Source organism: Priestia sp. JNUCC 25 (assembly GCF_053667915.1).
In genome coordinates this window covers 2032160-2046899 of record NZ_CM132211.1, presented here as the reverse complement: position 1 = coordinate 2046899, position 14740 = coordinate 2032160, and the positions used below count along the sequence as shown (strand labels likewise).

Annotated in this window: 13 protein-coding genes; 3 read left to right on the top strand and 10 right to left on the bottom strand. The window is 38.3% G+C overall.

The features are described 5' to 3' along the window. The first annotated feature begins 14 nt into the window (after window positions 1–14). Entirely contained in the window at window positions 15–347 is a 333-nt protein-coding gene (locus JNUCC25_RS10370) for a hypothetical protein (RefSeq protein WP_013056747.1), read from the top strand. A 35-nt stretch (window positions 348–382) separates the two neighbouring features. On the opposite strand, the gene motB is transcribed toward JNUCC25_RS10370, so the two are convergent. From motB to JNUCC25_RS10355, 3 genes are all read right to left on the bottom strand, one after another. After that, window positions 383–1216 carry a flagellar motor protein MotB gene (motB, locus tag JNUCC25_RS10365; RefSeq protein WP_013056746.1) on the bottom strand — a complete coding sequence of 278 codons (834 nt, stop codon included), beginning with the start codon at window positions 1214–1216 and terminating at the stop codon, window positions 383–385. After that, the gene (motA, locus tag JNUCC25_RS10360) at window positions 1209–2003 is read right to left on the bottom strand and encodes a flagellar motor stator protein MotA (protein WP_098287441.1); all 795 of its coding nucleotides are present in this window, start codon (window positions 2001–2003) and stop codon (window positions 1209–1211) included. The genes motB and motA overlap by 8 nt, the downstream gene beginning before the upstream one ends. Window positions 2004–2132: 129 nt before the next feature. Then, window positions 2133–2276, bottom strand: a complete 144-nt coding sequence (locus JNUCC25_RS10355) for a hypothetical protein (protein ID WP_014460421.1) — start codon at window positions 2274–2276, stop codon at window positions 2133–2135. A 140-nt stretch (window positions 2277–2416) separates the two neighbouring features. Between JNUCC25_RS10355 and JNUCC25_RS10350 the strand changes: the two genes are divergently transcribed. Beyond that, window positions 2417–2695, top strand: a complete 279-nt coding sequence (locus tag JNUCC25_RS10350; RefSeq protein WP_029321381.1) for a hypothetical protein — start codon at window positions 2417–2419, stop codon at window positions 2693–2695. A 13-nt stretch (window positions 2696–2708) separates the two neighbouring features. Here JNUCC25_RS10350 and JNUCC25_RS10345 read toward each other — a convergent pair whose 3' ends face one another. The 7 genes from JNUCC25_RS10345 to JNUCC25_RS10315 all read right to left on the bottom strand — a co-directional run bounded on the left by JNUCC25_RS10345 (window position 2709) and on the right by JNUCC25_RS10315 (window position 12967). After that, window positions 2709–3368 carry a serine/threonine-protein kinase gene (locus JNUCC25_RS10345; protein ID WP_013056744.1) on the bottom strand — a complete coding sequence of 220 codons (660 nt, stop codon included), beginning with the start codon at window positions 3366–3368 and terminating at the stop codon, window positions 2709–2711. A gap of 119 nt (window positions 3369–3487) precedes the next feature. After that, on the bottom strand, window positions 3488–4774 hold the full coding sequence (locus JNUCC25_RS10340) for a cytochrome P450 (protein WP_098287599.1): 1287 nt from the start codon (window positions 4772–4774) through the stop codon (window positions 3488–3490). A 107-nt stretch (window positions 4775–4881) separates the two neighbouring features. Beyond that, window positions 4882–6375, bottom strand: a complete 1494-nt coding sequence (locus tag JNUCC25_RS10335) for an aldehyde dehydrogenase family protein (RefSeq protein WP_098287440.1) — start codon at window positions 6373–6375, stop codon at window positions 4882–4884. A 128-nt stretch (window positions 6376–6503) separates the two neighbouring features. Then, window positions 6504–9485: a type I pullulanase gene (gene pulA, locus JNUCC25_RS10330; protein ID WP_098449310.1), complete on the bottom strand. Its 2982-nt coding sequence runs from the start codon at window positions 9483–9485 to the stop codon at window positions 6504–6506. Window positions 9486–9564: 79 nt separating this feature from the next. Next, on the bottom strand, window positions 9565–10959 hold the full coding sequence (locus JNUCC25_RS10325) for an L-cystine transporter (RefSeq protein ID WP_013056740.1): 1395 nt from the start codon (window positions 10957–10959) through the stop codon (window positions 9565–9567). Between the two features lie 252 nt (window positions 10960–11211). Continuing rightward, entirely contained in the window at window positions 11212–11580 is a 369-nt protein-coding gene (locus JNUCC25_RS10320) for a hypothetical protein (RefSeq protein ID WP_013056739.1), read from the bottom strand. Between the two features lie 94 nt (window positions 11581–11674). Beyond that, complete coding sequence (locus tag JNUCC25_RS10315) at window positions 11675–12967, bottom strand: ATP-binding protein (RefSeq protein ID WP_013056738.1); 1293 nt, start codon at window positions 12965–12967, stop codon at window positions 11675–11677. A 325-nt stretch (window positions 12968–13292) separates the two neighbouring features. Here JNUCC25_RS10315 and JNUCC25_RS10310 point away from each other — a divergent pair, with 325 nt between their 5' ends. Then, window positions 13293–14669 carry a M28 family peptidase gene (locus JNUCC25_RS10310; RefSeq protein ID WP_454223251.1) on the top strand — a complete coding sequence of 459 codons (1377 nt, stop codon included), beginning with the start codon at window positions 13293–13295 and terminating at the stop codon, window positions 14667–14669. The last annotated feature ends 71 nt before the right edge of the window (window positions 14670–14740 follow it).

The window sequence follows — 14740 nt, the reverse complement described above, 5'->3', positions numbered from 1 at the left end:
AGGAGGACTGTCACATGATGCTCTATGATATTAAGCACAAAGTATATTACGAAGTATTTAATACAGCTCGCCCTAAAATGAAGGACGCTCACCAAGGACGAAGCTGGGGATATGTTTATAAAAATCTCAATGGACAACCTACAAAGTTTTGGATTGATTTTACGCACGGACGGTTTATGTACTTTCAAGTTGAAGACAAGTGGTATCGCGTGCAATATTTGCAGTCCAATGATAAGAAAAAAACAGCGGATGTCTTTAAAGGCGCTCTCATTGACTTGATTTTAGATGGAATGGATCTCAAGTTAGTACGAGGAAACTTTGAAAAGAGAAGACTCTTAGCTTTATAACACATAGAAAAACAGCCGTAAAAGCAGGACTGCTTTTACGGCTGTTTAATTGTACGAGGAGTAATCAATATTTCAACCCTCCTATTTTTCGCTTGTCCCTCTGCTGTATTGTTAGATGTCACCGGTTTGAACTCTCCAAATCCTTTTGCACTGAACATGCTTGGATTAAGCTTATCGTTTTTTAAGATAACTTTCATAAAGTTAACTGCTCTCATCACGCTTAACTCCCAGTTGGATTCAAAACCAGCGTTGCGAATAGGTACGTTATCGGTGTGACCGCTAATAATAATATTACGAGGAGGATCAATCACCAAAAGCTCTGAAATATCATTTGCGATTTTTGTATCTTCACTCCGAACTTGTGCTCTTCCCGAATCAAACAATACATTGTCTCGAATGGAAATTAAGAGACCTTCCTCGGTTAGCGAAGTCTGTAATTGATTTGTTAAGTTTTTCTTTTTAATATACGCATTAATTTTAGATTGAATTTGCTGAAGCTCTTCTTGATCAGCTTCTCGAATGGTTTGCTCCTTTTGTTCGCTCGTCAACGATTGTGAAGAAGCAGGAGACTGATTGGGGGCTGTCTCCACTTCATTTGTTTTTTCCGTACTTTTAGCTGCAGGAGTATTTGAAGGCTGAACCGCTTCTTCAGATTCCTGCAGAGATTGAAATTCCATCACGCCCGTTCCTCCAACGAACGCTTCATTAAATGCGCGAGAAAGGTTCTTAAATTTCTGCGCATCCACTGAGCTCATTGCAAACAATACAATGAATAAAGCAAGTAAAAGTGTAAGCAAATCTGAGTAAGGAAGCAGCCAGCTTTCGTCAACATGGTCCTCTTCATGCTTTCGTTTTCTGCGTCTACTCATTTATGCCCACTTCACTTTCTTGAAGAAGCTTTTTACGTTCCGCTGTTGGCAAATAAGAAGCCAGCTTTTGCTCAATTACTTTTGGTGTTTCTCCTTCTAAAAGTGAAAGCACTCCTTCGATCATCATATACTTTACCTTTACTTCATGTTTCGATTTACGCTTTAGTTTATTTGCAAACGGATGCCATAGTACATACCCAGTAAAAATACCAAGAAGCGTAGCAACAAACGCCGCGCTGATCGCATGTCCTAGCGTATCTGTATCTTCCATGTTCCCAAGCGCAGCAATTAACCCTATAACAGCTCCAAGTACACCCAGAGTTGGAGCATATGTACCTGCTAAAGCGAAAATACTTGCACCCGTTTGATGTCTTTCTTCCATAGCATCAATTTCTTCAGACAACACGTCTCGTATATAATCCGCACTTTGACCATCAATAGCTAAATTCAAACCATTTTTTAAGAAAGGGTCATCTACATCAATAATTTTGGCTTCAAGTGATAGTAACCCTTCTTTTCGAACAACTTGTCCCCATTCAGAAAACATGGATACTAAATCAACGGGCTGCAGCATTTTTTGTTCTTTAAACAGGACACCAAACAGTTTTGGGACTCTCTTGATTTCATTTGAAGGAAATGCAATCACTACTGCTCCGACGGTTCCGACAATAATAATTAAAATAGCAGCCGGATTTCCTAACACAGATGGATTAACCCCTTTGAAAAACATGCCTACAATAAGAGAGGCTATTCCTAAAATCAGTCCAATAAAAGATGTTTTATCCATATGTAATTCTCCTATCCTTAACTTCCTGTTCTTTCTTTTTGTGTATTTTATCCTCATCTTTTATTTCGACTATTTCATAGAATTTTTAAGCTTTTTATGAATCATATTTACAATTACAGCTTTTCTCTATTATAAAAACACTTTTTTTAACTTTTCATAAAGAATATCTGAAGGTCCAGCTATAATCGCTACAATTTGATTTTCCACATAAATAGCAGCCGTCATCTTATTATCAATATCAGCTAAAATTGCAAATCCGACGTTAATGTTCAACTTTACTCACCTCTATCACGTTCTTGTTTATCCAACATATAAAAAGAACAGTCTTACCATTTATTTTTCCGTCTTTTATTGACATTTGTAAATTTTATATTAAGATTATGTAAATGAGTTGACAAAATGGAGGTGATATCATGCTACTAGAAAAATACTGTAAAGACACTGATTTAATGATTATCCAGTTTACAATCGAACTAACAAAAGACATTCACGCTAAAATCTCCGCACGTACTTTATTTTATGAAGAACAGGTGATACGTTATGCTAATAAAAGAATACGTTCTTTCTTACATCCTCTTTCCCTTAAACATACGCTAAAATTTGTCTATCAATCTGAAATACTACAAACCATTCTATTCAAATTAAAACCAACTTTTGAGCAGCAGCATGTATTGCGCTGTATTTCATCTTAAAAAGGAGTTTCCTTTAGCGGAAACTCCTTTTTGATTTGATTCTACGATATAGACGATATGCTTTTCTGATAACGTTTAAAAGCGGGTACGGCAAGCGGATATGGTACTTATCAATAAACGGATAAAAGGTGTAATAAGCTTTTACAAGGTCTGTCCATTTTTTATCAATACCTTCTTTATAAAAGTCAGAGATATCCACCACATACCCTCGTCCATCTTTCATCATGACATTTTTACCATGCACATCATATGGGTTTAAACCCTGGCTTCTTGCATAGTCCAAAGCTTTATTCACATCTTTTATGACTTGTTCTGGAATCTTTATGCCCCGCTGGACGGCATCATACAGTGTAACGCCTGTAAGCCTTTTTAAAATCAAGTACGTCTTTCCCTCATGAAAAAGTTGAGAATAAGCTGGGTGAACGCCCAGCTTTCTATACACTTGCGCTTCTTTTTTTACACCATAAATTTCTCTTCCGTATACTTTCACGACAAATTCAGGATAATTTTCGTGCGTAAACACACCGGCATAGTTTCCTTTACCAATAAGTACCCACTCTTTTGTTTTGTTCGTAACTTCAACTGGATCATAGTCACTTTCACTTTGAATCGTAACTTGCGTTAGTAATGATGTTTCAACTAGCGACACCAACTGTTTAATTATTTTATCCATAGTCCCCTCTAAAAATCCTTCAGTAATCTCTATCAAATATTACCCTATGATAAATCTCAATGGAGGATGTGTCAATAAATTGACAGCCTGATATAAAGAGGGAAAGTATTCCCGTTCATTCAAGACTGCGTGTGAACTTTGTGAACATTCACATTCAGTTCTTCTTTCATATTCAGCATTACGCCCGCCATCGGAGCAATAGATTCGGGCTTAGTCAGCTGAAATAAAAAGCGCTTTGTCATTTCTGACATAAAAATGGTTACTATTTCAGTGATATAGTCCATGCCCCTTTCCGCTTGATGCTCAATCCCAAGCGGCATATACATATAGCTTGGGACATCAATGGACCCTCCTTTTTCGAAACGGTCAGGTAAAAATTCACTTGGCTCTAAAAAATAGTCTTCATGGCGATGCATCATATAAGGGCTAATTAACATAATCTCCCCTTTTTTAATACTATAGCCATCTATTTGTATATCTTCACGTGCTTGACGCCCAAATAGCCAAAGAGGCGGATACAACCTCATGCTTTCAGCAATTATTTTACGCATATAGGTCAGGTTTTTGGTTGAAAGTGATTCGCCGCTAGCATAGGCTTGAATTTCTTTATGCAGCTGAAGATGCTCCCTAGTATTTTGAGACAGTAAATGAATAGACCAGCTGCATACGTGCGTAATCATTTCATACATCGAAAGGAATATAGATTTTAGCTGTTCGTATATTTCTCTTTCATCGATTTCTTCTCCGCAAGAATTCAATATATACTCCAGTAAATCATTTCCTTCGGTTTTGTTTTGAACACGCATTTGAACACGTTCAAAAAGGAGTTGTTCTAGCTGCTCATCTGAGTCAGGCTGGTGCAAAGGTAGACGAATATAAATTTTGCCTAACTTTTCTTTTTTTCTCATAAGCGCTTGAACATAGTAAATTTTATCTTTATCCTGAATCGAAATGCCAAATACAAGTTGAAGGAGTACAGCTACGACTATCTGTCTTATGTCTTTTACTATCGTTCGAAGCTGCCCTTCTTCCCACGTTTCCGTATGCTTTTCAATTATTTTTGCGATTACTTCCTTATTATAAGTTAGATGTTGTTTAAGTTGTGAGGGTTGAATGGGGCTCATGTATAATGCTTCATCTGTCCATAACATTTCTTCGCCTAGCAGTGTTTTAAACATGTGCGTTAGTTTAATTTTTTGAAACGCCTTGCTGTTTGTAATGACTACATCTTTAATAAGTTGAGGGTCTCTCGTTACATAAAAGCGTTTGTGCGCAACTCTAAATGTTGCAATTTCTCCATACTGAGTCAAGTTTTCCAAAAAACCCAGTGGGTTCTCTCTAAACTTTTGCAGGTGACCGGTAAGCTTATACGACGAGGGGCCCTGTATAACCGGCAATGTTATCACTCCTTTTCTAAAAATGCGGGACTTAAACAAATAAAAGAGTAGTCCACTAAAGACTACTCTTTTTCACACAAAGATATGCTATTGATTTTCACAAAAAATCTTACTTATTATTCCATATTGATCCATACGCTTTTCACTTCAGTGTAATTATCAAGCGCATAGCTTCCCATTTCACGACCAATTCCCGACTGTTTATAGCCTCCAAACGGGCTTGCTGCATCAAATACGTTGTAACAGTTCACCCAAACTGTACCCGCTTTAATACCATGAGCAATATAGTGTGCTTTCTTTAAATCCTGTGTCCAGACGCCCGCTGCTAGACCATATGCTGTATCATTTGCTTTGACAATCAAATCATCAAGATCGTCAAACGGCATAGCAGCTACAACCGGACCGAAGATTTCTTCACGAGCAATCGTCATCGAATGATCGACATCTGCAAAGATAGTCGGTTCTACGAAATAGCCTTGATCAAATGGAATGTTTCCTCCTGCGAGTACTTCCGCTCCTTCTTCAATTCCTTTATCAATATAGGTTTTCACTCGTTTTTGCTGCTGCGCAGATACAAGCGGACCCATTGTCGTCTCATCTGCTAATCCATTTCCTTGTTTAATAGATTTCGTTTGAGAAACTAAATCAGCTACGACATTATCATATAAGCTTTTTTGGACATACAGACGACTTCCAGCACAACATACTTGTCCTTGATTAAACATAATACCTGAAAGCGCACCAGGCACTGCTTTTGTTAAGTCTGCATCCGGGAGGATAATGTTTGGTGATTTACCTCCAAGCTCTAACGTCACACGCTTTAAGGAGTCGCTAGCTTGCTTCATAATTGCTTTTCCGACAGCAGTAGATCCTGTAAAAGCAATTTTATCGACAAGATCATGATGAACGAGCGGTTCACCTGCTGTTTTCCCGTAGCCTGGCACAATGTTTAGCACGCCTTTTGGGAACCCTGCTTCATCGGCTAGTCGAGCTAAGTAAAGTGCAGAAAGCGGCGTTTGCTCTGCTGGCTTGAGCACAATTGTACATCCAGTTGCCAAAGCGGCTCCGAGCTTCCAAGCGGCCATTAAAAGTGGAAAGTTCCACGGAATAATTTGGCCAACAACCCCTACTGGTTCATATCTTGTATAGTTAAAATACGCTCCTTGCACAGGAATAGTTTGTCCAACCATTTTAGTTGACCACCCAGCAAAGTAGCGGAAATGTTCAATTGCTAATGGAATGTCTGCATTTGATGTTTCACGAATTGGTTTTCCGTTATCAAGCGTTTCAAGCTGCGCAAGCTCCAATTGATGTGTTTCCATTAAATCAGCTAATTTATAAATAAGTCGACTTCTTTCAGCTGCTGACATCTTTGTCCAAGGTCCATGATCAAAGGCTTCTCTAGCCGCTCTGACGGCACGATCAATATCCTCTGGATTTGCTTCAGCTACATCTGCCAACTTTTCACCCGTTGCTGGATTTACTGTTTCAAACGTTTTTCCTGAAACAGAGTCTACCCATTCGCCGTTAATGTATAGCTGTTTAACTCCTTTTAAAAACTCCACTACTTTCGGACTCATTTCAACTTTTTTCGCTCCAAGATTTTGCATCAAATACATACCTCCCCACGAATTTTGAAAACGCTAACAATGAATATTTTACCATGTTATCTAGTAAAATCAACAATTTTGCATACAATATTCTGAATTTTTCTACATATATTCTAGTTGTCTAAAATTTATCTTACTAGTACAAATGTCGAAAGAGGCGAAACGTTTACTGTATTTCCCTTCACCGTACGGAGCGTTTTTGTTCCTGCCTGCTCGCCGTCAACAAGTAATCTCCACGTTCTGTTAGAAGGTAGATGAACCGTTTGAGCTTGTTTATTTGCATTATGAATCACCATTATTTCGTTTGCTTTATCTTTATTGGCTTTAGCATTTAACGTATAGCCTACTACGTTTGCTGATGCATTAACAAAGCGTAAATTTTGATGAATAGCCTGTGCACTCGTCATTCTAAATGAGGAATATTGCTTTCGAAGCGCAATAAGTCCCTTCATATAATCTACTTCTTGGCTGAAAGCTGCTCGGCGCTTCCAATCTAGCTGATTGACAGAATCGGGTGACTGATAGCTATTATGATCTCCGCCTTTTGTTCTCATAAACTCTTGACCTGCATGTATAAAGTTCATTCCTTGAGATGTTAAAATAATAGAAGAAGCAAGCTTATGCATTTGCTTTTTCGTTTGTTCGGTTTCAGCAGGGTTCGTCAGCTGAAGTTTATCCCATAATGTATGGTTATCGTGTGCTTCTACATACGTCACAACTTGATCTGGGTCTTCATACGTGGCAGTTGAATGATCATAATCAATTCCAGCTGCTATACTTTGCTGTATGAGCTTTTCTTGACCCTGTTTTCCATTGACAAATCCGTTGTCACGATCAAAAAATACGCTGCCTTTAAGACCATCTCGCATACCGTCATTAAAGTGAGCGATGCGCTTCATATCCTGAGCGTTTTTCTGATTAGCTTTTAGCTTAGCATCAAGCTCGGTTTCTAGATCCCAGCCTTCTCCTAAGACGATAATAGAAGGATCAACTTCATCTAACTTCTTTCTCACTTCATTCATTGTCTTTATATCGTGAATCCCCATTAAATCAAATCGAAACCCGTCAATGTGGTACTCTTTTGCCCAATACGCAACAGAATCTACAATAAACTTCCGAACCATTTTCCGTTCAGACGCCGTGTCGTTTCCAACACCTGTTCCGTTGGATAGAGTTCCATCTTCTTTATAACGGAAGTAGTAGCCTGGAACTAGTTTATCAAAGCTATGCTCACTCACTGCATACACATGATTATAAACAACGTCCATTATCATACGAAGCTGCTTATCATGAAGCGTTTGAATCATTTGCTTGAGCTCAATAATTCTCGTCTTAGGATTATATGGGTTTGTTGAATAGGAACCTTCTGGGACGTTGTAATTTTTTGGATCATATCCCCAGTTAAACTGCGGCTCGTTTAATTTCGTTTCATCCACCGTACGATAATCGTAAATAGGCAGGAACTGAACGTGCGTCACACCTAAATCTTTAATATGACTGAGTCCTGTTTTTACGCCATTTGGTCCTTTCGTATTCCACTCCGCTACGCCTAAATATTTTCCTTTATTTTTGATACCGCTCTCTTTTTGAGACGATAAATCTCGTACGTGCAGTTCATAAATAATCGCATCTTCTGGATTTTTAAATTTCGGCTTATTTGTACTCCACTTTCTCGGATTTGTCTTAGCCAAATCTACGACAACTCCGCGATCTCCATTCACCGTTGTTGCTCGTACATATGGATCAACCGCTTCGCTCCAGCTGTTCCCAATTTTTACTTTGTACGTATAAATTAGTTCATCTTGATTTCCTTTTAATTCCGCTTTCCACGTTCCTTTTTCACTTTTGGTCATAGAAATTTCTTTTACAGCTTTGGAGTTCCATGACGAATAAGTCACTAGCTTGGCTTCACTTGCGGTTGGAGCCCATACGCGAAAATTTGTTTGTTTCTTAGAATACGTGTTTCCTAAATCGTTTCCGCTATATGCATACTTTTCGTCAAATTCTTTCGTGCGAACGACATTTCCATTGACTACATCAGCTGAGCCGTAGCCTTTTTGCTTAACTCTATACGTTTTTGTAACGTCCAAAGGCTGTTTTGTTATAATTTTAACTTTAGTAGTAGCAGCGTCTCCTCCCTCTTTATAAGGTGTCACTTTCTCAATTTGAGCTCCGTCAATTTCAATGTCTCCTACACTCTTAGAAGAGTCAAACGGCACGTTTGTTTCTAAGGTGATTTGATTAAATGTATCCATAGTCGCTTTCGTGATTTTCCGAGTGATATCTACTCCAGCTCTATCATAATAAATTCGATTTTGTCCTTGAACAATCCATACTTCTACATTCCCATCTTTACCAACCTTGGTAATAAAGCGGTCCCCTCCGTCTTTATTTTCCCAATCGCTGTCACTAGTAGAATGGCGTACAATAAAACCAATTTTGTCAAATAAATTACCGCTTCCACTGTTAATGGCGTAAGTCGCTCTCTTCCCAAAATTCGTGTCTTCCGTAAATTCGATTTGCTTGCCTTCTTTTTCATCACCTGGCCATGTCCAAATGTTCCACCCGCTGTAATCTCCGTCGTACCGATGATAATTTAAGGTAACGTTTACTTTATCAAACTTCGGTAAATCTCGGTATTCACCGTCAGGAGGAGACGTATATGTATGTTCATCTCCACTTTTCACCCATACTTCTCCTTCACCGTTCTCCACTGAAACGAAGCGGTCTCCTCCATCTTTTTCCCACGACTCTGTTCGAACAATAAAACCTACTTTGTCATAAGTACCGGGTAATTCAACTTCAGCTACTTTTCCAAACTGGTCTTCTCCTGTAAATGCGTAAGGCTTCCCTTCTCCTCCTTCAGGAAAAACCCATAATCCCCATTCCTTTTTATCATTTGGAGCAGACTGATAGTGAATCGTGATTTTTGTTGCGTCTGCCGCAGATGCAAACGATTGCATAAACGGGCTAAAAAAAGAGCTTACTAGTAAGAGCAAAGCCGTCAGTACCATTGCATATTTAGTCCAACTACGTTCCAATGAAAACCCTCCCGTAAAATAGAGTACGTACACATTTTTCACTATAACCTTTTTTGAAAGCGTTATCATAAGTATTTTTTCCTATTTTATGTGAATGAAGAAAAAAAATCCATAGTTAACAATGTTAACTATGGATGACGTATCTCTTTTACACTTCTGCTGTTTCAGGTGAAATGGTTTGATCGTTGTATACGCTTGTATCTAGCTCTTTTGTTAATTTACTAGTGACGACTCCGGCTGTCATACTTCCACTTACATTAAGCGCCGTACGCCCCATATCAATTAATGGCTCTACTGAAATTAATAAACCTGCTAGCGCTACTGGTAAATTCATAGAAGATAATACAAGTAAAGCCGCAAATGTCGCTCCTCCGCCAACGCCTGCTACGCCAAACGAACTAATTGCTACAATGGCAATCAACGTGAAAATAAATGAAGGCGTTAAGGGATCAATACCTACCGTTGGTGCAATCATAACGGCTAACATAGCTGGATATATTCCAGCGCATCCATTTTGACCAATTGTAAGACCAAATGAACCTGCGAAATTTGCAATTCCTTCTGGAACCCCTAACTGTCTTGTTTGTGTATTAACATTCAAAGGTAATGCTCCAGCACTTGTACGGGAAGTAAAGGCAAAAGCCAATACAGGAAATACTTTCTTAACATATGTGATCGGATTTACACCGATGATTGTTAGAATAACTAAGTGAACAATAAACATAGCTGCCAATGCGACATAGGATGCTACAACAAATTTTCCAAGTTTAACAATTGCATCAATATCACTCGTTGCTACTGTTTTGGTCATAATTGCAAGTACCCCATAAGGAGTTAAACGAAGAATTAGCGTCACTACACGCATTACGATTGCATAAAGCGTATCAATAATTTTTGAAAATAACGCCGCTTCCTCAGCTTTTTTACGCTTCACGCCTAAATACGCAATTCCAACAAATGCCGCAAAGATGACAACGCCAATCGTGGAAGTTGAACGTGCGCCTGTTAAATCAAGAAACGGGTTAGCAGGTAATAATTCTACTACTTGCTGCGGGATTGTTTTTGCTTCTAAACTAGATAAATTGTTTTCTAAGTCCTCTCCGCGCTGAAGTTCCGCTTCCCCTTTTGTGATTTGGACAGATTCTAAATTAAAGCTCGTTGTTGTAAAAATACCAATTGCAGCTGCTATCGCTGTTGTGACAAGCAAAATCCCAATAATTAAACTACTAATCTTTCCAATATTGCTCGTCAATTTTAAGCGAGTGAATGCCGCTACAATCGATACAAATACAAGCGGCATAACAATCATTTGAAGAAACTTAACATATCCGCTTCCTACAATGCTAAACCAATCGGCGGTCGTCATCGTTACTTCATGAGTCGGACCATACACCCACTGAAGAGCAAAGCCAAAAATAATCCCTAGTCCAAGCGCTGTAAACACACGCTTTGAAAATGATACATGTTTTTTCTGCATCATAAACAGCCCCGCAAGCAATGCGAGCATAATGAAGATGTTTAGAATGACTAATAAGTTATTCATAGATGTTCCCCCTGTAATTTTTCCATAAATTATGTCTCTATTACTTATAATATAACAATACCAATAAGTCAACTAGGTTTTATGTTTTTTCCTAAAGACAGTTTTTTTGAATAATTTTGATAAAGCAAAAAAGCTAAGGATTTTCCTTAGCTTTCTATTTTACGCTTGTATGTACTTCAGTGGTCTTTTGCTCCGTTACCAGAGATGGTCCTTCTTTCATCACACCGGATGTACTACGATTCATATATAGGATTACATTTCATATAATTCATTTAGCCATTTTACAAACAAATGTCTCGGTAATTCTAGTTCGTGAAGCTCGACATATTGAATATCAGATAGCGTCGTCCCTCTAGCCATATAAAAGTACCACTGCCAGCCAATATCTTTAGCAATGGCATAGGATTTAGCTAGATCTTGTCTATTATCTGTCTGCTGCATATCATTCATCCACTGCGTTTCATCCGCTTCATACTCATAATAATGGAGAGTATATTTATCACACCAATACGCAAGGTCTTGATGGGAAAACGGATTTTCCCCGTCACATACTTGAAGCAATAGCATTCTTAAATTTTCCGGTGTATACGGTAATATAATTTTTTGATCTGCACGTCTCATTTTGCTACCTTCCTGACATGTTCGTTTCTTTTATTACATCATGTACGGCTGCGTTTAGCAATAAGAAATGGATGACGTTTTCATTACTTTTCGTTTACAACATTTCATTTGCTTGCAAAACCGCCGTATCTTCGACATACAGAGGCAGTCGGATTTTAACAATCGTCCCTTTGTTCTGTTCACTCTCAATCTGCAGGGTACCGTGATGATCATGAATAATTTTGGAGCTGATTGTTAATCCAAGCCCCATTCCTTTTTCTTTTAAAGTAAAAAACGGTTCTCCTATATGTTCTAGACGGTCTTTAGAAATTCCTACTCCTTCATCTCTAACTTCTATAAAAATATGGTTATCCTGCGCTGTTTTGATTGTAATGTAAATATTTCCAGGCCTATCCATGGCTTCAATTGCGTTTTTAAAAACATTAAGTAATACTTGAATAAGGTGATTTTTATTTCCATACACACTAGCGTTATTTGTTTGTTCATCGTATAAGAAGTCAATGTTTTTCAATAAAGCTTCATGGGAAGTTAAACTCATTACATACTTAACCGCTTCTGTAAGAGAAAACACGCGAAAATGTTCACTTTCAGGTTTTGACAAAAGGAGCATTTCACTGACAATACCATTAATTCGTTCCAGCTCATCAAGCATGATGTTAGCATACCCTATTGCGGATCGGTCTGTTTCTTTCATGAGCTGAACAAACCCTTTAATACTCGTAAGCGGATTTCTAATTTCATGAGCAATTCCAGCAGCTAATTCGCCTACTACAGAAAGCTTTTCCTTTTTTATCAGAAGCGCTTCTGCAAGCTTTTGCTGAGTAATATCTCGTCCAATCGTGATAAGAGCTTTTCTTGAGCCATCATCAAAAAACACAGGTATTTTAATAACATCAAATGTTTTGACCTCGCCGTTTGGTATTTCAAATGCTTCTTCCGTGCGTACCTTTTCCTTTTTTCTCCAAGCTTCTTCATCCGATGAAATACAGTGTAAGAAAGCCGCTTGAAAGAAAGGCACAAGCTCCCCAAGTTCTGCATCGGTTTTACCCCTGTAATCAATACCCTTTAAATGATAAAGTTCTCTTCCAAAATCATTCACCGCCACCCATTTGCCAGCTCCATCTTTAAAACAAATAAAATCTGGCATTGAATTTATTAATGTAGCAAGCTGATACTGTTCATCAGACACCTGGGTATGAACCGAACGCTTATGAAGTAAATAAAACGTGCCAGCCGTTACGCCCACTAGTAAACTATCTTTTATCAAACTGCTAAGAGCATATGCTCCTTTAAAAAATGCCATTGTTTGAAAGACGATGTACGCCCCTACAAGCAGAAGACCCGCTACCGCCGCTGCTTTTCGTACACCCTCCCTATTTTTTATCAATATTTCCCACCAGCCTTTGTTTTTTACGTGAATACTCTCTATGTCTCATCAATTAAGTTCTGAACATTCTTCTTGCTTTTAAACTAGTTTACCTTATTTTTTTATTCTTATCTAATACCTTTTTTTATTACTTTTGACACAGTTTCTTTTATCCTCTTTATTTGTTTCCGCATTTTCATTTTATTTGAATTATTTTCTCTATCAAAATAGGAATTTAGATACGGAATACCCTGGAACATTTAGGTAATAATACTCTTTTTTGTATTTTCTTAATATTGTAAATTCGAGTAGTACCAACTACATCGATAAATTTAGGGGGATTTTAATGAAAAAAACCGTGATTTCTTTGGCTGTAGCAACAAGTTTGACTTTATCTTTTACAAGTGTACAAGCTTCTACTTCTGCAAATACTTCTCACCATCAAAGTTCTGAACAAAAAGTATTAAAAAAAATCAATGCTGAGAAAATTTATCAAGACATTGCGTATCTCTCAAAAAAACCTCGTGTGGCAGGAACTGAAGCTGAACGCGAAGCTGCTACATTTGTTCAAAAGCGTTTGTCTAAACTAGGCTATGAGAGCGCAGTAGAGCCTTTTACCTTTACCGGTTACACACCAGCAGCTAGTTTTTCACTAAGCGTAAACGGTACGAGCTACTCTTCAACAACTTTTACTTATAGCACCAATGGAAATGTCACCGCTGAAATTGTAGATGGAGGGCTGGGTACAAAAGATAATTTAGCAAACAAAGATGTGACAGGTAAAATTGTATTAGTTCAGCAAGGCACTATTACTTTTGGTGAAAAAGTATTAAATGCTGCTGAAAAAGGGGCTGCAGCCGTCATTATTTTTAATAATACAGACGGTGAGCTAAACGGAACGCTTGGCGGCGCTAATGATAACTACATTCCGTCTCTTGCTGTTACCAAAGAAGAAGGTGAAAAGATTCTTAGTTCTATTCAAAAAGGCGAAAAGCCTTCAGGTACAGTAAAAATTGAAGGAGCTGTCGTAAGTGAGCGAACATCTTATAATGTAACCGCTACTAAACCTTCTACTTTTAAGAAAAAAGGAACAAATGATATTATTGTAGTAGGTGCTCATCATGATTCTGTGGCCGGAGCGCCTGGGGCAAACGACGATGCTTCTGGAACAGCAATGGTGCTTGAATTAGCTCGCGTATTTAAAACTCTTCCTACTGATACAGAACTGCGATTTGTTACATTCGGAGCTGAAGAAGTAGGCTTACTAGGATCCGAGCATTATGTTAGTGAGCTATCTGAAGATGAGAAAAATCGTATTGTTGGAATGTTTAATTTAGACATGGTAGGAAGTCGAGATGCGGGAGATTTGGTGATGAATACAGCTGATGGAACACCAAATCTTGTCACAGAATTAGCTCAAGCTTCAAGTACAAGATTAAATGGATCACCTACGCCATTTCAAGCTGGCGGCCGCAGTGATCACGTTCCTTTTGCAGAGGCAGGAATACCGGCTGCTCTATTTATTCACAGTCCGTCTGAACCTTGGTATCATACGCCTGAAGATACCCTTGATAAAATAAGCAAAGAAAAACTTCAAGATGTGGCTGAGATTGTTGGAACAGCTATTTACGATCGTTCCAGTCCCGACCAACAAGGTTCTTCAGTTAAAAAGAAAGCAACATTTAAAGCTCCTCACCTTTATCACGAGCAAGATGTTAAATAAGAATCTATCCCTGTTATTCATACATGATCAAAAAAAGAGATGTTTATGCATCTCTTTTTTTGATAAGCAGA

Bases quoted from the DNA above. Each gene is read 5' to 3' on its own strand.
- JNUCC25_RS10370 (WP_013056747.1), top strand. From the start codon at position 15: ATGATGCTCTATGATATTAAGCACAAAGTATATTACGAAGTATTTAAT.
- motB (WP_013056746.1), bottom strand. From the start codon at position 1,216: ATGAGTAGACGCAGAAAACGAAAGCATGAAGAGGACCATGTTGACGAA.
- motA (WP_098287441.1), bottom strand. From the start codon at position 2,003: ATGGATAAAACATCTTTTATTGGACTGATTTTAGGAATAGCCTCTCTT.
- JNUCC25_RS10350 (WP_029321381.1), top strand. From the start codon at position 2,417: ATGCTACTAGAAAAATACTGTAAAGACACTGATTTAATGATTATCCAG.
- JNUCC25_RS10345 (WP_013056744.1), bottom strand. From the start codon at position 3,368: ATGGATAAAATAATTAAACAGTTGGTGTCGCTAGTTGAAACATCATTA.
- JNUCC25_RS10335 (WP_098287440.1), bottom strand. From the start codon at position 6,375: ATGCAAAATCTTGGAGCGAAAAAAGTTGAAATGAGTCCGAAAGTAGTG.
- pulA (WP_098449310.1), bottom strand. From the start codon at position 9,485: ATGATAACGCTTTCAAAAAAGGTTATAGTGAAAAATGTGTACGTACTC.
- JNUCC25_RS10325 (WP_013056740.1), bottom strand. From the start codon at position 10,959: ATGAATAACTTATTAGTCATTCTAAACATCTTCATTATGCTCGCATTG.
- JNUCC25_RS10320 (WP_013056739.1), bottom strand. From the start codon at position 11,580: ATGAGACGTGCAGATCAAAAAATTATATTACCGTATACACCGGAAAAT.
- JNUCC25_RS10310 (WP_454223251.1), top strand. From the start codon at position 13,293: ATGAAAAAAACCGTGATTTCTTTGGCTGTAGCAACAAGTTTGACTTTA.